General features: G+C 66.9%; 14 protein-coding genes. 8 read left to right on the top strand and 6 right to left on the bottom strand.

The window, feature by feature from the left end; all coding sequences use genetic code 11:
* Window positions 1-246 precede the first annotated feature (246 nt).
* From clpS to E1J61_RS00445, 4 genes are all read left to right on the top strand, one after another.
* A complete protein-coding gene (gene clpS, locus E1J61_RS00460; protein ID WP_010814998.1) occupies window positions 247-573 on the top strand; it encodes an ATP-dependent Clp protease adapter ClpS in 327 nt (108 codons plus the stop codon).
* Window positions 570-2,864 (top strand): ATP-dependent Clp protease ATP-binding subunit ClpA, encoded by a 2,295-nt coding sequence (gene clpA, locus E1J61_RS00455; protein WP_133092232.1) that lies wholly within the window; start codon window positions 570-572, stop codon window positions 2,862-2,864. The genes clpS and clpA overlap by 4 nt, the downstream gene beginning before the upstream one ends.
* A 201-nt stretch (window positions 2,865-3,065) precedes the next feature.
* The gene (locus E1J61_RS00450) at window positions 3,066-4,064 is read left to right on the top strand and encodes a tripartite tricarboxylate transporter substrate binding protein (RefSeq protein WP_133092231.1); all 999 of its coding nucleotides are present in this window, start codon (window positions 3,066-3,068) and stop codon (window positions 4,062-4,064) included.
* A 47-nt stretch (window positions 4,065-4,111) separates the two neighbouring features.
* Window positions 4,112-4,960, top strand: a complete 849-nt coding sequence (locus E1J61_RS00445; RefSeq protein ID WP_133092230.1) for a VOC family protein — start codon at window positions 4,112-4,114, stop codon at window positions 4,958-4,960.
* A 54-nt stretch (window positions 4,961-5,014) separates the two neighbouring features.
* Here the strand turns inward: E1J61_RS00445 and dut are convergent, their stop codons facing one another.
* The 5 genes from dut to E1J61_RS00420 form a co-directional block, all read right to left on the bottom strand.
* Window positions 5,015-5,509, bottom strand: a complete 495-nt coding sequence (dut, locus tag E1J61_RS00440; RefSeq protein ID WP_133092229.1) for a dUTP diphosphatase — start codon at window positions 5,507-5,509, stop codon at window positions 5,015-5,017.
* 30 nt (window positions 5,510-5,539) lie between these two features.
* Window positions 5,540-6,742, bottom strand: coding sequence for a bifunctional phosphopantothenoylcysteine decarboxylase/phosphopantothenate--cysteine ligase CoaBC (coaBC, locus tag E1J61_RS00435; RefSeq protein ID WP_133092228.1), 1,203 nt, complete (start codon window positions 6,740-6,742; stop codon window positions 5,540-5,542).
* 122 nt (window positions 6,743-6,864) lie between these two features.
* A complete protein-coding gene (gene lspA, locus E1J61_RS00430) occupies window positions 6,865-7,395 on the bottom strand; it encodes a signal peptidase II (protein ID WP_133092227.1) in 531 nt (176 codons plus the stop codon).
* Entirely contained in the window at window positions 7,395-10,295 is a 2,901-nt protein-coding gene (ileS, locus tag E1J61_RS00425) for an isoleucine--tRNA ligase (RefSeq protein ID WP_133092226.1), read from the bottom strand. Before ileS ends, lspA begins: the two co-directional genes overlap by 1 nt.
* Window positions 10,296-10,409: 114 nt before the next feature.
* Window positions 10,410-11,405 (bottom strand): bifunctional riboflavin kinase/FAD synthetase, encoded by a 996-nt coding sequence (locus E1J61_RS00420; protein WP_133092225.1) that lies wholly within the window; start codon window positions 11,403-11,405, stop codon window positions 10,410-10,412.
* 262 nt (window positions 11,406-11,667) lie between these two features.
* Between E1J61_RS00420 and E1J61_RS00415 the strand changes: the two genes are divergently transcribed.
* Entirely contained in the window at window positions 11,668-13,494 is a 1,827-nt protein-coding gene (locus tag E1J61_RS00415) for a hybrid sensor histidine kinase/response regulator (RefSeq protein ID WP_133092224.1), read from the top strand.
* A gap of 24 nt (window positions 13,495-13,518) precedes the next feature.
* Here E1J61_RS00415 and E1J61_RS00410 read toward each other — a convergent pair whose 3' ends face one another.
* Window positions 13,519-14,178 (bottom strand): response regulator transcription factor, encoded by a 660-nt coding sequence (locus E1J61_RS00410; RefSeq protein ID WP_133092223.1) that lies wholly within the window; start codon window positions 14,176-14,178, stop codon window positions 13,519-13,521.
* A gap of 265 nt (window positions 14,179-14,443) precedes the next feature.
* On the opposite strand from E1J61_RS00410, the gene purN reads away from it, so the two are divergent.
* Genes purN through E1J61_RS00395 form a run of 3 tightly spaced genes read left to right on the top strand, consistent with a single transcriptional unit; the run spans window position 14,444 to window position 17,970 of the window.
* Complete coding sequence (gene purN, locus E1J61_RS00405) at window positions 14,444-15,112, top strand: phosphoribosylglycinamide formyltransferase (RefSeq protein ID WP_133092222.1); 669 nt, start codon at window positions 14,444-14,446, stop codon at window positions 15,110-15,112.
* The gene (locus tag E1J61_RS00400; protein ID WP_133092221.1) at window positions 15,109-16,521 is read left to right on the top strand and encodes an RsmB/NOP family class I SAM-dependent RNA methyltransferase; all 1,413 of its coding nucleotides are present in this window, start codon (window positions 15,109-15,111) and stop codon (window positions 16,519-16,521) included. Before purN ends, E1J61_RS00400 begins: the two co-directional genes overlap by 4 nt.
* 57 nt (window positions 16,522-16,578) lie before the next feature.
* On the top strand, window positions 16,579-17,970 hold the full coding sequence (locus tag E1J61_RS00395; RefSeq protein ID WP_133092220.1) for a mechanosensitive ion channel family protein: 1,392 nt from the start codon (window positions 16,579-16,581) through the stop codon (window positions 17,968-17,970).
* Window positions 17,971-18,165 lie beyond the last annotated feature (195 nt).

The following is an 18,165-nucleotide window of genomic DNA, read 5'->3' as shown; positions in this document are numbered from 1 at the left end:
CTGTCAAGCTGGCGGAATCCCCACTGCGGGCAGGGTGTGGCGGGAAACGGACGGCGCGGGATGGTACCTTGGCGGCAAGCATCGGGTATTGTCCGGATCAGTCCTGCGGTCTCCCGTCACGTGCATTGCAATGCCTCTGGCGTGCGGTTCCGCGCTTTTTCATAACCGGAAACAGGTAGCCCGGCCCTTGAATCCGGCGCCTTTTCCCCAAATTGCAGAGTTGCGAGTAAGGGTTAGAATAAAGCCATGGCTACACGGCTTGCGAATGTCCCACAACGCGAAGCGGGCACCATCCTGGAGCGTAAAGAGCAGGCGCTAAAACCGCCTGCCATGTTCAAGGTGGTGCTGCTTAACGACGACTACACTCCGATGGAGTTTGTCGTGATGATCCTGCAGCAGTATTTCAGCAGGGACCGGGAAACGGCGACGCAGATCATGCTGACCGTGCACCGGGAAGGAAAGGGCGTCTGCGGTATCTACACCAGAGATATCGCGGCGACAAAAGTCGAGCTGGTGTCAACGCACGCGCGGCAGGCGGGGCACCCCTTGCAGTGCGTGATGGAGGAAGCATGATTGCGCAAGAATTGGAAGTGAGCCTGCATATGGCTTTTGTCGAAGCCCGGCAGGCACGCCACGAGTTCATTACCGTGGAGCATCTGCTGCTGGCATTGCTCGACAATCCCACGGCAGCTGAAGTCTTGCGCGCCTGCGCGGCCAATATCGAGGACCTGCGCACCAGCCTTAAGAACTTCATCGCGGATAACACGCCGGTGGTGCCGGGGACCGACGAGGTCGATACCCAGCCCACGCTCGGCTTCCAGCGCGTGATCCAGCGCGCGATCATGCACGTACAGTCCACTTCCAATGGCAAGAAGGAAGTGACCGGTGCCAACGTGCTGGTCGCCATCTTTGGCGAGAAGGATTCGCACGCGGTCTACTACCTGCAGCAGCAGGGCGTGACGCGCCTTGACGTGGTCAATTTCATCAGCCACGGCATCCGCAAGGACCAGTCCGAGCCCGCCAAGCATGGCGACAATGCCGGCGAAGGCGAGGGCGGCGACGGCAAGGAAAGCCCGCTCGAGCAATACACCCAGAACCTGAACGCGCTGGCGAAGGCCGGCAAGATCGATCCGCTGATCGGCCGCGAAAGCGAAGTCGAGCGCGTGGTGCAGGTGCTGTGCCGCCGGCGCAAGAACAACCCGCTGCTGGTGGGCGAGGCCGGCGTCGGCAAGACCGCCATTGCGGAGGGGCTGGCCTGGCGCATCACCAAGAACGAAGTCCCGGACATCCTGGAAAAGGCCACCGTCTACTCGCTCGACATGGGCGCGCTGCTGGCCGGCACCAAGTACCGCGGCGACTTCGAGCAGCGCCTGAAGGGCGTGCTGAAGTCGCTCAAGGACAACCCGAACGCGATCCTGTTCATCGACGAGATCCACACGCTGATCGGCGCGGGCGCCGCATCGGGCGGGACACTGGACGCCAGCAACCTGCTCAAGCCGGCGCTGTCATCGGGCCAGCTCAAGTGCATCGGCGCGACCACCTTCACGGAATACCGCGGCATCTTCGAGAAGGACGCGGCGCTGTCGCGGCGCTTCCAGAAGATCGACGTGGTCGAGCCGTCGGTCGACCAGACCGTGCAGATCCTGCGCGGCCTGAAGTCGCGCTTCGAGGAGCACCATGGCGTCAAGTACGCGGCTTCGGCGCTGACCGCCGCGGCCGAGCTGTCGGCCCGCTTCATCACCGACCGGCACCTGCCGGACAAGGCGATCGACGTGATCGACGAAGCCGGCGCGGCGCAGCGCATCCTGCCGAAGTCCAAGCAGAAGAAGACCATCGGCAAGGGCGAGATCGAGGACATCGTCTCGCGCATCGCGCGCATCCCGCCGCAGAGCGTGAACCAGGACGACCGCAGCAAGCTGCAGACGCTGGAACGCGACCTGAAGTCGGTGGTGTTCGGCCAGGATCCCGCGATCGAGGCGCTGGCCTCGGCGATCAAGATGTCGCGCGCCGGCCTGGGCAAGACCGACAAGCCGATCGGCTCGTTCCTGTTCTCGGGTCCCACCGGCGTGGGCAAGACCGAGGTCGCCAAGCAGCTGGCCTTCATCATGGGCATCGAGCTGCTGCGCTTCGACATGTCCGAATACATGGAGCGCCACGCGGTGAGCCGACTGATCGGCGCGCCGCCGGGATACGTCGGCTTCGACCAGGGCGGCCTGCTGACCGAGGCCGTCACCAAGAAGCCGCACTGCGTGCTGCTGCTGGATGAAATCGAGAAAGCGCATCCGGATATCTTCAATATCCTGCTGCAGGTGATGGACCATGGCTCGCTGACCGACAACAACGGCCGGCGCGCCGACTTCCGCAACGTGATCATCATCATGACCACCAACGCGGGAGCGGAGACCATGAACCGCGCCACCATCGGCTTCACCAGCACGCGCGAGCAGGGCGACGAGATGGCCGACATCAAGCGCATGTTCACGCCGGAGTTCCGCAACAGGCTGGATGCCACCATCAGCTTCCGCTCGCTGGACGAGGAAATCATCCTGCGCGTGGTCGACAAGTTCCTGATGCAGCTGGAAGAGCAGCTGCACGAGAAGAAGGTGGAAGCCAGCTTCAGCGAGAAGCTGCGCAAGTTCCTGGCGCACAAGGGCTTCGACCCGCTGATGGGCGCGCGTCCGATGCAACGCCTGATCCAGGACATGATCCGCAAGGCGCTGGCCGACGAGCTGCTGTTCGGCAGGCTGGTATCCGGCGGCAAGGTCGTGGTCGACCTGGACGAGCAGGACCAGATCAAGCTCGATTTCTCCGAGATCGAGCCGGAACCGCCCGAAGCGCCGGAAGAGCAGCGCGCCGAGGCCTGAGCGGCGACCGTCGCTCCGGCCTGAAAGGGCCGGAGCCGGCCGAAAATCGCACCGGATCGTGGCGATCCGGGCGCGGTTCGGCGGGGGTCGCCTGCAACGCGGCCGATCATCGGGCAAAATACAGGGGGCGGCAGTGATGCCGCCCCTTCTTTTTTGTCCCGGCGGCCGCCGGCATTGCGGTCGCCAACGCCCGAATACCCGATGTCCTCTGCCGAACGCACGCGGCGCCGCCGCCTGCTGCTCAAGATCCTGCCGCTGGGCGCCATGCCTGTCCCGATGATGCACGCCGCCGCCGCCGAGGCGCCGGCGGGCAACCGTCCGCTCGCGCTGGTGCTGCCGTTCCCGCCCGGCGGCAGTGTCGATATCGTCGCGCGCCAGCTGCAGCCGGGGCTGAAGGCGGCGCTGGGGCAGACCGTGGTGGTCGACAACAAGCCAGGCGCCGGCGGCCTGATCGCGTCCAGCACCGTGGCGCGCGCCAGGCCTGACGGCAGCACGTTGCTGATGGCCTTCGATACGCACGCCATCAACCCGTTTGCCTACAAGCAGCTGCCCTACGACACCTTCCACGATTTCACGCCGATCTCGCAGCTGGTGCGCTTTCCGCTGGTCATCGCCGCCAATCCCTCGCTGCCGGCCGCCAATGTGCGCGAACTGGTGGCATTGGCCAAGGCCAAGCCCGACAGCGTGCGCTATGCCTCGTCCGGCATCGGCAGCCTGAACCAGCTTGCAGCCGAGGCGCTGGCGACCGAAGCCGGCATGCACATGCTCCACGTGCCCTACAAGGGCGGCGGCCCGGCCGTGCAGGCGGTGCTGGCCAATGAGGTCGATCTCTTTTTCAGCAGCTATGCCGCGGTACAGGCGCACGTGGCCGCGCGCACCATCAAGGTGCTGGGCGTGACCGGCACCAGCCGCCTGCGCCAGTTGCCGCAGGTGCCGACCGTGGCCGAGCAGGGGCTCAAGGGTTTTGAAGCTTATTCCTGGATCGGCGTGTTCGGGCCCGCCAACCTGGCCGCGGCAACGGTCACGCGGATCCACCAGGCGCTGGTCGAGTCGCTGCGCCAGCCGCGGGTGGTCGATGCGCTGGCCGCGCAGGGCTTCGAGATCGTCGGCGGCAGCCCGGCCGACCTCGGCAAGCTGGTGCGCCAGGAGCACGACAAGTGGCAGGCCGTGGCGCGCAAGGCCAATATCCAGTTCGAATGACGGCGGCCGGCGCAGGCGCGCCCGCCGCACAGACCGAGGTGATGTCGATGGCAAGCCAAGCGGAAATGTTTGACCATGCGGTGGTGGTGTGTCCCGACCTCGATGCGGGGGCGCAGGCCTGGCAACGGCTCGGCTTTACGCTGACGCCGCGCGGCTACCACACGCTGGGTTCGCAGAACCATTGCATCATGTTGGGGCACGACTACGTCGAGCTGCTGCACGTCACAGCGCCCACCCCCAGCCGCCAGTACTACTGGGACGCGCAGGCGCGCGGCGGCGGCTGCGCGGCAATGTCGTGCAAGAGCGACGACGCCTTCGGCGCCGCCGCACGGCTGCGTGCGTCGGGCTGGTACACCTCGGATCCGATCGAGTTCTCGCGCCCGGTGCGGCTGGACGACGGCAGCGAACATCCCGCCACCTTCCGCGTGACCGCGCTCGACGATGCCCCGGGCGCGCGCTATTTCGTCTGCGAGCACCGCACGCCCGAGCTGCTGTGGCGGCCGGAATGGATGTCGCACGCCAACGGCGCCGACAGCATCGCGACCATGTTCCTGGTGGTGGCGCCCGCGCTGGTCGATGCCGCGGCGCGGGCCTATGCGGAACTGACCGGCGGCGAGCTGACGCAGCTGAGCGAGCACGTCAGCAGCCTGGCGCTGGATGACGCCGCGCTGGTGGTCAGCACGCCGCAGGCGCTGGCCTCGGCGACCGGCACGGCGCATGTGCACAGGGAGGTGCCGGGATACGCCGCGATGCGCCTGCGTACCGGCGACCTGGCCACGGCGCGCGCGCTCTGGCGCAACGCCGGCGTGCCGACTCACGACCTCGGCCCGCGCGAAACGCTGGTGCCGGCCGAGGCGGCCGGCGGCGTGGCGTTGCTGTTCGAACAGCGCAGCTGAAATGCAAACTGGCGCCACAGGGCGCCAGTCTTCCTTTGCCAGCGTGAATGAGCGTCAGGCCTTGGCGTGATGCACCCCGGTCGAGCCGAAGCCACCGGCGCCGCGCTCGCTGTCTTCGCTGAACTCGTCCACCGTCGTGAAGACCGGCCGCAGCACCGGCACGAACATCATCTGCGCGATGCGCTCGCCCGGCTGGATCACGATCGGCTCGGTGCCCGGCGCGTTGCGGTTCCACACGCTGACCATGATCTGGCCCTGGTAGTCGGCATCGATCACGCCGATCGAGTTGCCCAGCACCAGGCCTTTCTTGTGGCCGAGGCCCGAGCGCGGCACGATGGTCGCGGCCATGTAGGGGTTGCCCATGTGCACGGCGATGCCGGCCGGCACTAATTGCGCGGGCGTGCCCGGGGCGATCGACACCGGCGTGTCGACGCAGGCATGCAGGTCGATGGCGGCGGCCATTTCGCTCTGGTAGGCAGGCAGGCCCCATTCATTCAGGCGGGCATCGAGCACCTTGATTTCGACGGTGGGGTTCAGAGGCTGGGTCATAGACAATCTCGGGGAAATTCGTTTCAACGATCAGGGACGCGGCCGCCCGGGCAGGCGTTGGCCGATGGCGGCAACGAGCTGGCGCGCCAGCGACAGCTTGTCGGCGCGCGGCAGCCGCGTCATGCCGGCGGCATCGAACAGCACGATCTCGTTGTCGTCCAGGCCAAAGGTATGGTGGCCGATATTGCCGACCAGCAGCGGCACGCCCTTGCGCTGGCGCTTCTGTTCGCCGTACTGCTCCAGGTTTTCGCTTTCGGCCGCGAAACCGACGCAGTAGGGCGCATCCGTGCGCGCCGCCACGGTGGCGAGGATGTCCGGGTTCTGCACGAACTGCAGCGTGGGCGTGTCGGTGTCGTTGGCCTTCTTCAGCTTCTGCCGGGCCACTTCGGCGGGGCGCCAGTCGGCCACCGCGGCCACCGCGACGAAGACGTCAGCGCCGGGCAGCTGTGCCAGCACTGCATCATGCATCTGCTGCGCGCTGCGCACATCGGTGCGCACCACGCCGCGCGGCGTCGGCAGGCTGGTCGGCCCGGCCACCAGCAGCACTTCGGCGCCGGCCTCGCGCGCCGCGCGCGCGATCGAGAAGCCCATCTTGCCCGACGACAGGTTGGTGATGCCGCGCACCGGGTCGATTGCCTCGAAGGTCGGCCCGGCGGTGATCAGCACGCGCTTGCCTTGCAGCGGCTTGGGCTGGAAGAAGGCGATGATGTCGTCGAGCAGTTCTTCGGGCTCGAGCATGCGGCCGTCGCCGACCTCGCCGCAGGCCTGGTCGCCGCTGCCCGGCCCCAGGATGGTCACGCCGTCGGCGCGCAGCTGCGCGGCATTGCGCTGGGTTGCCGGCGCTGCCCACATCTGGCGGTTCATCGCCGGCGCCACCAGCAGCGGGCAGTCGCGCGCGATGCACAGCGTGCTCAGCAGGTCGTCGCACAGGCCGTTGGCCAGGCGCGCCATGAAGTCGGTGGAAGCGGGTGCGATGACAATGGCGTCGGCCTCGCGCGAGAGGTCGATATGCGCCATGTTGTTGTCGATGCGGGCGTCCCACTGCGACAGGAACACCGGGCGGCCGGACAGCGCCTGCATCGTCACCGGGGTAATGAAGTGGGTCGCCGCCTCGGTCATGGCCACCTGCACGGTGGCGCCGGCCTTGGTCAGCAGGCGGACCAGCTCGGCCGACTTGTAGCAGGCGATGCCGCCGGTCAGGCCGAGAACGATGTGCTTGCCGCGCAAATCCATGGTGGGGAACCTGGCTGGGGGGAAAGGGAAATGATACCGGGGAAGCCGGCTGGGGGTTTGCTTCCCAAGATGGTTTGCTCCCCTCTCCCGCCCGGCGGGAGAGGGGAACACAATCCGGCAGTTCAGTGCTTCCGCACCCGCCGCAACTCATCCACGATCAGCAGCACCGCGCCGACCGTGATCGCGCAGTCCGCGACATTGAAGGCCGGCCAGTGATACCGGCCCGCGTAGAAATCCAGGAAGTCGACCACGTGCCCGTAGACCACGCGATCGATCACGTTGCCGACCGCGCCGCCCAGGATCAGCGACACGGCGAAGCAGAACAACCGCTGCCCGGTATGCCGATACAGCAGCCACACGATGAACGCCCCGACCACGAGGCCCAGTCCGGTAAAGAACCAGCGCTGCCAGCCGCCGGCGTCGGCCAGGAAGCTGAATGCCGCGCCCTTGTTGTAGACCAGCACCAGGTTGAAGAAGCTCGTGACCGGGCGCGACTCACCGTAAGTGAAGTTGCGCACGATGACGATCTTGAAGAACTGGTCAAGCAGCACCACCAGCAGTGCGAACGCCAGCCACAGCAGTGGCGTGGTGTTGCCCGCGGCCTTGCTGCCGCGGCGCGCCGGCCGGGCGGATCGGGACGTGGTTGATGCCATCAGGCGTGGCTCCTGTGTTCACCGGCGCCGAACAGGTTGCTGTCGCAGCGGCCGCAGAGGGTGGGGTGGTCCGGGTTGTGGCCGACATCGGCGCGGTAGTGCCAGCAGCGCTCGCACTTGGCATGCGCCGACGGCGTTACCGTCACCAGCAGGTCGCCGGCTTCGGGCGCGGCGGTGACCTTGGCCGACGATGTCAGCAGCACGAAGCGCAGGTCGTCGCCCAGGCTCTGCAGCGCCTGCAGCACCGGGCCGCCGGCCTGGATGGTCAGCTCCGCCTGCAGCGACGAGCCGATCTCGCCTTCGACGCGCACCGCTTCCAGTTGCTTGGTGACTTCGGCGCGCACTTCGCGCAGCGTATGCCATTTCTGCAGCAGGTCGTCGGCGTCGTCCATTTCCGGCACCGGGTAGTAGGTGCTGGTGAAGATGGTGTCGGTGTGCTCGGTGCCGTGGACAAAGACCTGCCACGCTTCCTCGGCGGTGAACGACAGGAACGGCGCCATCCAGTGCAGCATCGCCTGGGTGATGTGGTACAGCGCGTTCTGCGCCGCGCGGCGGGCCTTGGAGTCCGCCGCCGTGGTGTAGAGGCGGTCCTTCAGCACGTCAAGGTAGAAGCCGCCCAGGTCTTCCGAGCAGAAGGTCTGCAGCTTGGCCACCACCGGGTGGAATTCGTAGGCCTCGTAGTGCGACAGCACTTCCTTCTGCAGCCGGTCGGTCAGCGCGACGGCGTAGCGGTCGATCTCCAGCCATTCCGACGCCGGCAGCGCGTGCTTGCCGTGGTCGTAGTCGGACAGGTTCGACAGCAGGAAGCGCAGCGTGTTGCGGATGCGGCGATAGCTTTCCACCACGCGCTTGAGAATCTCGTCCGAGATTGACAGCTCGCCCGAGTAGTCGGTCGAGGCCACCCACAGCCGGATGATCTCGGCGCCCATCTTGTTGGAGATGTCCTGCGGCGACACGGTGTTGCCGACCGACTTGGACATCTTGCGGCCCTCGCCGTCGACGGTGAAGCCGTGCGTCAGCAGCGCCTTGTACGGCGGCTTGCCGTACAGCATCGACGCGGTCAGCAGCGACGAATGGAACCAGCCGCGGTGCTGGTCGGAGCCTTCCAGGTAGAGGTCGGCAAGGCGGCCTTCGGCTGTGTCGGCGGCCGGGTCGTACAGGTCGTCGCGGTGCGAGCCGCGGACCACGGTCCAGTGCGTGGTGCCGGAGTCGAACCAGACGTCGAGCGTGTCGCGGTTCTTTTCGTACTGGCTGGCTTCGTCGCCCAGCAGTTCGGCCGGATCCAGCGTCTGCCAGGCTTCGATGCCTTGCTGCTCGACGCGTTTGGCGATGGCTTCCAGCAGTTCAGGCGTGCGCGGATGCAGCGCGCCGGTTTCCTTGTGCACGAAGAAGGCCATCGGCACGCCCCACTGGCGCTGGCGCGACAGCGTCCAGTCCGGCCGGTTGGCGATCATGTTGTGCAGGCGCTGCTTGCCCCACGCCGGGTAGAACTCGGTGGCATCGATGCCGGCCAGCGCGGTCTCGCGCAGGGTCGGCACGGGCTTGCCGTTCTCCTCGGTCGGATCCACGTCCATGCCCGCAAACCACTGCGAGGTGGCGCGGTAGATGATCGGCGTCTTGTGACGCCAGCAGTGCATGTAGCTGTGGGTGTACTTGTGCGAGTTGAACAGGTTGCCCGATTCCTGCAACGCGTCGACGATCTTGGGGTTGGCATCCCAGATCGACAGCCCGCCGAACAGCGGCAGCGTGCCGGCGTAGACGCCGTTGCCCATCACCGGGCTGATGATGTCGCTGTCGGGCATCCCGTGCGCCTTGCACGACTGGAAGTCTTCCACGCCATAGGCGGGCGCCGAGTGGACGATGCCCGAGCCGGTGTCGGTGGTGACGTAGTCGCCCAGGTAGACCGGCGACAGGCGGTCATAGCCCGCGTCCATCTTGGCCAGCGGGTGGTGGAAGCGGATTTCCGACAGCGCGGCGCCGGTTGCGGTGGCGATGACCTTGCCTTCCAGCGCGTAGACCTTCAGCTGCTCCTCGACGCGCTCGGTGGCCAGGATCAGGTAGCCGCGCGGCGTGTCGACCAGCGCGTATTCCACTTCGGGGTGCACGTTCAGCGCCTGGTTGCTCGGGATGGTCCACGGCGTGGTGGTCCAGATCACGATCCAGCCGGGCTTGGCGTTGATCTGGTCGAACGGCACCTTGAAGGCGTGCGCCAGCTTGTCGGCCTCGGCAAACGGGAAGCCCACGTCGATCGACAGGTCGACCTTGTCCTTGTACTCGACTTCGGCCTCGGCCAGCGCCGAGCCGCAGTCGAAGCACCAGTTCACCGGCTTCAGGCCGCGGAACACGTAGCCCTTTTCCATGATCTTGCCGAGCGCGCGCAATTCGTCCGCCTCGTTGCTGTAGTTCATGGTCAGGTAGGGGTGGTCCCAGTCGCCCAGCACGCCCAGGCGCTCGAAGTCCACCATCTGGCGCTTGATCTGCTCGGTGGCGTACGCGCGCGCCTTGGCCTGGACTTCCTGCACCGGCAGGCCCTTGCCGAATTTCTTCTCGATCTGGATCTCGATCGGCATGCCATGGCAGTCCCAGCCCGGCACGTAGACGGCGTCGAGCCCGCTCAGGCCGCGCGCCTTGATGATCATGTCCTTGAGCACCTTGTTCACGGCGTGGCCGATGTGGATATCGCCGTTGGCATACGGCGGGCCGTCATGCAGCACGAACTTCTTCGCGCCCTTGCGCGCCGCGCGGATCTTCTTGTAGAGCTGCTTCTCCTGCCACTGCTTGACCCACTGCGGCTCGCGCTTGGGCAGGTCGCCACGCATGGGGAAGGGCGTGTCGAGCAGGTTGACGGGATACTTGTTTTTCTGGTTCTGATCGGACTTGGCGCGTTTGTCGTCGGACATTTCGATTCTCGGAGCAATTCGTTTGGCGCGCGGCCGGCAGCAGGCCGGGGCGCGCGCGGGAAGACTGGGCGGGGCATGCGAACCGGGCCCGCGCACACTGGCGGGCGCCGGCCGCTAGCTAATTCGGTCGGTGGCGGAGGTAGCGAAGTCGCGGCCGCCGGTGCCCTCGGCAGCGCCGGGCGCGGTCAGGCCGAAGAACCCGCGCGCGTCGGCGCTGTCCTTGGCGATCGCGGCGGTCAGGTCTTCCAGGTTGTCGAAGCGCGCCTCGTCGCGCAGCTTCTTCATGAATTCGACCCGTACCAGCTTGCCGTACAGGCTTTCATTGAAGTCAAAGAGGTGGACTTCCAGCAGCACGCGGCCGGCGTCCTCGATGGTCGGGCGCACGCCGATGCTGGCCACGCCGGGCAGCGGGTGGTCGGCAATGCCGTGCACCTGCACCACGAAGATGCCGTTGACCGCCGGGCGCTTGTGCGAGATGCGCAGGTTCAGCGTCGGGAAGCCCAGGTCGCGCCCCAGCTTGCGGCCGTGGATCACGTGGCCGCTGATGGCATAGCCGTGGCCCAGCAGGCGCCGCGCGTGCTCGAGGTCGCCATCGGCCAGGGCCTGGCGCACCGCCGAGCTGGAGATGCGGATGCCGCCCTCGGAGACCGAGCCCATCTGCTCGACGTCGAAGCCGAACCGGTGCCCGGCGTCCTGCAGGTAGGCGAAGTCGCCCGCGCGCCTGGCGCCGAAGCGGAAGTCGTCGCCGACCAGCAGCCAGCGCGTGTGCAGGCCGTGCCACAGCACGTTTTCAACGAATTCCTGCGGGGACTGGCTGGCAAAGTGGGCGTTGAAGTGCTCGACCACGACGCGGTCCACGCCGTTGCGGCGCAGGCTTTCCAGCTTGTCGCGCAGCAGCGCGATGCGGGTGGGCGCCTTGTCCGGGGTGAAGAACTCGCGCGGATGCGGCTCGAACGTCATCACGCACAGCGGCAGCCCGCGCGCGTCCGCCGCCGCGCGCGCGCGCGCAAGCAGCGACTGGTGGCCGCGATGCACACCGTCGAAATTGCCGATGGTGAGCGCGCAGGGCGCCCGGCTCTCGGCGTTGGGCAGGCCGCGGAAGACTTTCACGGGGACGGCGGGAAATGTTTCGGGTAAAGCGGGCATTATAAGGCGAATGGGTCGGCTTGCCGCTGCCTGCGCCCCTATGTGCGCTAAGCTGCTGTTTTTGTGCTGCATCCGCCTACCCCGGCATGGCGCGATACGGCAAAAGGCGGCATGATATGCACCACTTGTGTGTCACGCCGACGTCACATGCAGCCAAAACGCGCGCGACACGACATTTCTTGCCGCTTTTTCTCGCCTTGCGCCTGCCATCTCAAGCCAGCCACATTTGAACGCGCTGCCCAACCGGTTCCTGTCCCGGCTTCTCCCCCGGCTTCGGCCCCATATACTGCCGCAATCGAGCGGTGAGCTTGACGTCGAGACCCGCGCCAAGCTGATGGCCATCGTGCACAAGAATGCGCCGACCGCCATCGTCGCTTCCGTGCTGCTGCCGGCGCTGACCACGCTGGGATTCTGGGGCGAAGTCAGCCACGCCGCGCTGCTGGGTTGGTGCGCGATCATGCTGCTGCTGACCGCGGGCGGGCTGTGGTTCCATGTCGGCTACCAGCGCGACGGCGCCTCGATGAGCCGTTCCGCGCATACGCGCAGGTGGTGGAACAACATGCGCGTGCTGGCGCTGCTGACCGGGGTAACCTGGGGCAGCTCGGCACTGCTGCATTTGTATACGGACTCGGTGGTCTTCTCCAGCGTGCTGTACCTGCTGACGCTGGGCGTGCTGGCCGGCGGCGCGGTATCGCAGGCCCCGGTGCCGTCCAACCTGGTGTACGCCGGCGTGCCGATCCTGGTGCCCAGCATCCTGATGGCGGAGTTTGCCTTCCCCGGCCATGGCGCTTATGTACAGGGCCTGCTGGTGATCTACGCGCTGATGCTGTCGCGCCATGCCTTCAACCTGCAGGTCACGCTGGTCCGCGCGATCCAGCTCGAGGGTGACAGCCGCCGGCTGGCCAAGCAGTTCCAGGAAGAAAAGGAGCGCGCGCTGCATGCCAGCGAAGAAAAATCGCGCTTCCTCGCCGCCGCCAGCCATGACCTGCGCCAGCCGGTGCATGCGCTGGTGATGCTGGTTGAAGCGCTGCGCGCGCGCAACCAGTCGTCGTCGCTGCATCCGCTGGTGGAGCAGGTGGCGGCGGGCACGCAGACCATCGACCTGCTGTTCCGCTCGCTGCTGGACCTGTCCAAGCTGGAAGGGCGCAAGGTCCTGCCGACGCTGGAGCCGTGCGAGCTGGGCGCGTTGATCCGCGACGTGATGAGCCAGTTTGCCGCCGACGCCCGCGAAAGCGGCCTGATGCTGACGCCGCGCGTGCCCGACGAACTGTACGCGATGGCCGAGCCGGTGCTGCTGCGCCGCGCGCTGTTCAACCTGGTGCAGAACGCGTTGCGCTATACCCAGCGCGGCGGCGTGCTGGTGACCGCGCGCCAGCGCCGCAAGCACGTGCGGCTGGAGGTGTGGGACACCGGCGCCGGCGTCACGCCCGAGCACCTGCCCGAGATCTTCTCGCCGTACTACCAGGTCAACAACCCGCAGCGCGACCCGTCTCAGGGCCTCGGCCTCGGCCTGGCGATCTTCAAGGAGTGCCTGCGGCTGATGCGCGGCACCTATGGCGTGCGCTCGGTGCCGGGCAAGGGCTCGGTGTTCTGGTTCGCCCTGGCGCCGGTGCCGGCCGAGACCGTCGCCAGCGTGCGCGAGATGCGTGCCATGGCGCAGGCCCAGGAAGCCAAGCCCGACCGGCTGCAGGGCACGGTGCTGGTGGTCGACGACGACAGCCAGATCCGCAAGGCGTGGATCGCGCTGATGGAGGCGTGGGGCATCCACGTGGCCTGCGCCGCGCACGGCGCCGAGGCCGACAAGCTGTTTGCCAAGGGCCTGCGCCCGGACATCATCTTCTGCGACCTGCGGCTGCCGGGCAGTGAGAACGGCCTGGACCTGCTGGAGCGCTGGCAGAACACGCAACCGCAGGCGCGCAGCGCGCTGCTGACCGGCGACCTGAAATCGGCCGCGCTGGCGGCGGCGGAAGAGGCGGGGTATTTCGTGCTGCCCAAGCCGGTGGACCCGGCGTCGCTGCGGATGCTGCTGCGGCGCTGGCTGCGCCCGGCTTAGGCTGGGGAGGGCAGGCGCGGCGCCTTACTGGCGCAGGCGGAACCGTTCCATCCGCGACATCACCTGCATCCGGGTACGCACGCCCAGGCGTTGCAGGATCGCCGACACGTGCTCCTTGACCGTGTTCTCGGTCAGCCCGAGCCGGCGCGCGATCACCTTGTTCGGCAGGCCTTCGAGCACCAGGGCCAGCACGGACCCCTGGCGCGGCGTCAGGCCCAGCTCGGCCGGCGTAACCGGGATGCCGTGCGCGGGGCCAAACGACTGGGCCCGCCCGTTCAGGGCTTCATCGGTAGGGAAGGAGGTGTCACCCGCCAGCACCTTGCGCACCGCGGCGGTGAAGGCATTGGCATCGAGATGCTTGCCGACGAAGCCGCATGCCGACAGCGCACGGGCGCGGCCGACGATCTCGGGCGTAGCTTCTGCCGACATGAAGATAAAGCGCGCCCCGGGGATCACGGTCTTGAACGACTGCATGGCATCGAAGCCGGTGCCGTCGTTCAGCCAGATATCGAGCAGCACAATATCCGGGCGCAGCCCCTGCTGCAGGCTCGCCAGGGCTTCTCGGGCACTGCCGGCGGCGTGTACCGCGACATCCGGCATGACTTCGGCAAGGAAGGCCGTGGTGCCTGACAAGGCCATAGGATGATCATCGACCACCAACAACGTCGGTGCAGCGTTCGACATGCGAGTTCCCGTCTAATTTCCCGTTTCGTCCTTGTTGTCACCCGCTCGCTTGGAGCACTGTGTCGTGAAAAACCTGCACAGGATTGGCGCGTGGACGTAGCGCCCACTCTAGCAGAGGGGGCGAAGCGTCACAATCCATCAATCGGGGGTATACGGCGCCATCGTCACATGTTAGGGGCATTGCACTTGTCCGGATCTGGTGAATTAAGTACCTAATGGGTTCGCTTTACCGGAGTTTAGTACCTCGCCTTGGTAGAATTGCGCGATGAAAAAAATTGTCATCTTGATTTCCGGGCGTGGCTCCAACATGGAAGCCATCGTCCGTGCCTGCGCGGGCGGCGGTTGGCCGGCGCGCGTGGCAGCGGTGCTGTCGAACCGGCCCGATGCCGCCGGGCTGCAGTTCGCGCAGCAGCAAGGCATTGCCACCGGCGTGGTCGACCATCGTCAGTTTCCCGACCGCGCCTCGTTTGATGCCGCGATGGCCGAGGCCATCGATGCCCACGCCCCCGACCTGGTGGTGCTGGCCGGCTTCATGCGCATCCTGACGCCGGGTTTTGTCGACCGCTATGCGGGCCGGCTGCTGAATATCCACCCGTCGCTGCTGCCGTGCTTCCCGGGGCTGAACACCCACAAGCAAGCGCTGGACGCCGGCGTCAAGCTGCACGGCGCCACCGTGCACTTCGTTACCCCGGAACTCGACCACGGTCCGATCGTGATCCAGGCCGCACTTGATGTGCTGCCCACCGACACGCCCGAAAGCCTGGCCGAGCGCCTGATCGACTGCGAGCACCAGATCTATCCCCGCGCCGTCCGCTGGTTCGTCGAGGACCGCCTGCAACTGCAGGACGGCGTGGTCAACGTTATCAACCCGGCCGAGCCGCAACTGCTGATGGCCATCTCCGCCCATACCCGGGCGGCAGGAGTCGAGGCATGAGCCGCAACCAGGCAGGAACCCGTCCCACCCGTAGCGAGGGCCACGCGCCGCCGCGCGGCAAGAGCAAGGGCAAGGGCAGCCCCATCCGCAAGCCCGCCAACGGCAATGCCGTCCGCGACGGCGCGCCGCGCATGCACGGCGGGCTGCACGCCTCGCATATCCAGCATATCGACCGCCTGCTTGGCAAGGTCATGCTGTTCGCCCGCCCGGCCGATGCCGTGGTGAGCTATTACTTCCGCGAGAACAGCAAGCTGGGCCATCGCGAGCGCGGCATCATCGCCGAGGCCATCTATGCGGTGCTGCGCCGGCGCGTGGAGTTCGCGCAGTTTGCGGAAAGCGGCACCGGCGCCAGTTCGCGCCGCCTGGCGCTGCTGGGCCTGGCGGCCACGCTCGGACGCGACGTGCTGACGCCGTTCCTGCACCCCGAAGAGGCTGAATGGCTGGACCGCCTGACCACGATCGAGCGTTCCAGCCTGGCCCCGCGCGTGCGCACCAATCTGCCCGAATGGCTGTACGACGAGCTGGTGCGCCGCCATGGCGAAGAATTTACCGCGGCACTGGGCGATGCCTGGCTGCGCCCGGCGCCGCTTGACCTGCGCGTCAACCTGGGCAAGACCAGCCGCGATGCGGCGCTGGCCGAGCTGCAATCCGCCGGCCTGGGCGCCGAGCCGACGCCGATGGCGCCCGCCGGCATCCGCATGACCGGCAAGCCCGCGCTGAACCAGCTGCCAATCTTTGTCAACGGCCTGGTCGAGGTGCAGGACGAAGGCAGCCAGCTGCTGTGCAACCTGGTGGCGCCAAAGCGTGGCGAGATGGTGGTCGACTTCTGTGCCGGCGCGGGTGGCAAGACCTTGGCGCTGGGCGCCGCGATGCGCTCCACCGGCCGGTTGTACGCCTTCGACGTGTCGGAAAAGCGCCTGGCCAACCTGAAGCCCCGCCTGGCGCGCAGCGGCCTGTCCAACGTCCATCCGGTCCTGATCGACTCCGAACGCGACGCCAAGATCAAGCGCCTGGCCGGCAAGGTCGACCGGGTGCTGGTGGACGCGCCGTGCAGCGGGCTGGGAACGCTGCGGCGCAACCCCGACCTGAAGTGGCGCCAGACGCCGGAATCGGTGCTGGAACTGACTGCCAAGCAGAGCGCTATCCTTGAGTCGGCGGCGCGCCTGGTCAAGGGCGGCGGCCGCGTGGTCTACGCCACGTGCTCCGTGCTCGAAGCCGAAAACGAGGCCATCGTGCGCGATTTCCTCGCCGCGCACCCCAACTTCCGCCTGGTTCCGGCCAGCGAGGTGCTGGCCGACCAGAAGATCGAAGTGCCTGCGTTGCCTCAGGATAGCGGCATGTTCGCGCTGTATCCGCATCTGCACCAGACCGACGGCTTCTTTGCCGCGGTGCTGGAACGCACCAGCTGACGCCTGTGGCCGCCGCCCGTCTGCAGCGGACGGCGGCCCTCAACCTGAGTCTCCCCGATGAACGGTGAAACCCTGTCCGGCCTCGGCGGCGAGCTGACGGCCTCCCATTCGATGTTCGGCAAGATGCTGGACGACCTGATCCGCGATGCCGGCGGCCCGGGGTTCTTCTGGCAGCTGCTGGTGCTGGCCGGCTGCCTCGCGGTGGCGTGGCCGCTGGGGCGCTATGTGGTGCACCGGCTCGAGGCGCGCTATGCCAGTTCCAGCTTCTCGCTGCGCTTTGCAGCCGCCAGCCTGGAGCGGGCCATGTTCCCGCTGGCAGGTTGGGTGCTGGTGATGGTCGCGCGCTTCGCGCTGGAGCCGTTGATCCCGATCAGCGTGCTGCGGCTGGCGCTGGTGCCGCTGTTCGGTATCACCTCGCTCAATGTCGTCTTCTATATCCTGCGGCGGGTCATGTCCGGCAGCGGGCAGTTGCACGGCATGCTGCTGCTGGTGGAGAAGGTGCTGACCACGCTGGTGTGGATCGGCATGGCGCTTTATGTGCTTGGCGTGCTGTCGGAGGTGGTCGCGTGGATGCAGGACGTGCGCTTCTCGATCGGCGGCAAGCAGAAGATCAGCCTCGCCGACACGCTGATGGCGGGGGTCTGGATCCTGCTGACGGTGCTGGTGGCGATGTGGTTCGGGTCCTGGCTGGAGGAGCGGCTGATGCGCTCGGCCAACCTCGACGTCAACCTGAAGGTGGTGCTGACCCGCATCTCCAAGGCCTTGCTGCTGCTGGTGTCGCTGCTGCTGAGCCTGTCGCTGGTCGGGATCGACCTGACCGTGCTGTCGGTGTTCGGCGGTGCGCTGGGCGTGGGCCTGGGCCTGGGCTTGCAGAAGATCGCGAGCAACTACATCTCGGGCTTCATTATCCTGCTGGACCGCTCGGTCAAGCTGGGCGACCAGATCACGGTGGACAAGTACACCGGCATCGTGTCGCAGATCCGCACCCGCTACACCGTGGTGCGCAACGGCGACGGCGAGACGCTGGTGCCGAACGAGCAATTGGTGGCGCAGTCGGTGCAGAACCATTCATTCTCGAACACCAATGTGCGCGTGGCGACGCGTGTCCAGGCCGACTACAGCGCTGACCCGGAGACCGTGATCGCACTGCTGACCGAATGCGTGCGCGAACTGCCGCGCGTGCTGAAAGACCCGGAGCCGGCGGCCTTCCTGGTGCTGTTTGCGGACAGCGGCATCGAGTACGAAGTCGCGGCCTACATTGCCGATCCACAGAACGGAAAGCTAGGGGTGCAATCCGCGATGAACCGCGCCATCTGGCGCACGCTGCGCGAGCACGGCATTTCGATTCCCTATCCCCAGCGTGAGCTGCGTGTGATGCACGAGACGCCGATGCCCGGACCAGGCGCCCCCAAGGCAAGTACCTTGCCGGAAGCCGCCAACGCCACCTAGACTGTCACCAGAGCGTCACAGGACCGTGCAGATGCCAGCCAGGCGGCGAGTTCGGCACCCCACGGAACGAAAACCGTTGCACCCCGTCCAAATCCGGGAAATAGCGTATGCTTGCGCCCTCGCCAATCCGGTAGAATGCCGGGTTGTCGCGGGTTGAGACATCCCGCTCCCACATCAGACAGCCGCCAGATTGCA

The organism is Cupriavidus sp. L7L, from assembly GCF_004353535.1.
In the GTDB taxonomy this organism is placed as follows: Bacteria; Pseudomonadota; Gammaproteobacteria; order Burkholderiales; family Burkholderiaceae; genus Cupriavidus; species Cupriavidus oxalaticus_A.
Note: the sequence above shows the minus strand (reverse complement) of the source record. Positions and strands in the feature narration are given on the sequence as shown.

Bases quoted from the DNA above. Each gene is read 5' to 3' on its own strand.
- clpS (WP_010814998.1), top strand. From the start codon at position 247: ATGGCTACACGGCTTGCGAATGTCCCACAACGCGAAGCGGGCACCATC.
- clpA (WP_133092232.1), top strand. From the start codon at position 570: ATGATTGCGCAAGAATTGGAAGTGAGCCTGCATATGGCTTTTGTCGAA.
- E1J61_RS00450 (WP_133092231.1), top strand. From the start codon at position 3,066: ATGTCCTCTGCCGAACGCACGCGGCGCCGCCGCCTGCTGCTCAAGATC.
- E1J61_RS00445 (WP_133092230.1), top strand. From the start codon at position 4,112: ATGGCAAGCCAAGCGGAAATGTTTGACCATGCGGTGGTGGTGTGTCCC.
- dut (WP_133092229.1), bottom strand. From the start codon at position 5,509: ATGACCCAGCCTCTGAACCCCACCGTCGAAATCAAGGTGCTCGATGCC.
- coaBC (WP_133092228.1), bottom strand. From the start codon at position 6,742: ATGGATTTGCGCGGCAAGCACATCGTTCTCGGCCTGACCGGCGGCATC.
- lspA (WP_133092227.1), bottom strand. From the start codon at position 7,395: ATGGCATCAACCACGTCCCGATCCGCCCGGCCGGCGCGCCGCGGCAGC.
- ileS (WP_133092226.1), bottom strand. From the start codon at position 10,295: ATGTCCGACGACAAACGCGCCAAGTCCGATCAGAACCAGAAAAACAAG.
- E1J61_RS00410 (WP_133092223.1), bottom strand. From the start codon at position 14,178: ATGTCGAACGCTGCACCGACGTTGTTGGTGGTCGATGATCATCCTATG.
- purN (WP_133092222.1), top strand. From the start codon at position 14,444: ATGAAAAAAATTGTCATCTTGATTTCCGGGCGTGGCTCCAACATGGAA.
- E1J61_RS00400 (WP_133092221.1), top strand. From the start codon at position 15,109: ATGAGCCGCAACCAGGCAGGAACCCGTCCCACCCGTAGCGAGGGCCAC.
- E1J61_RS00395 (WP_133092220.1), top strand. From the start codon at position 16,579: ATGAACGGTGAAACCCTGTCCGGCCTCGGCGGCGAGCTGACGGCCTCC.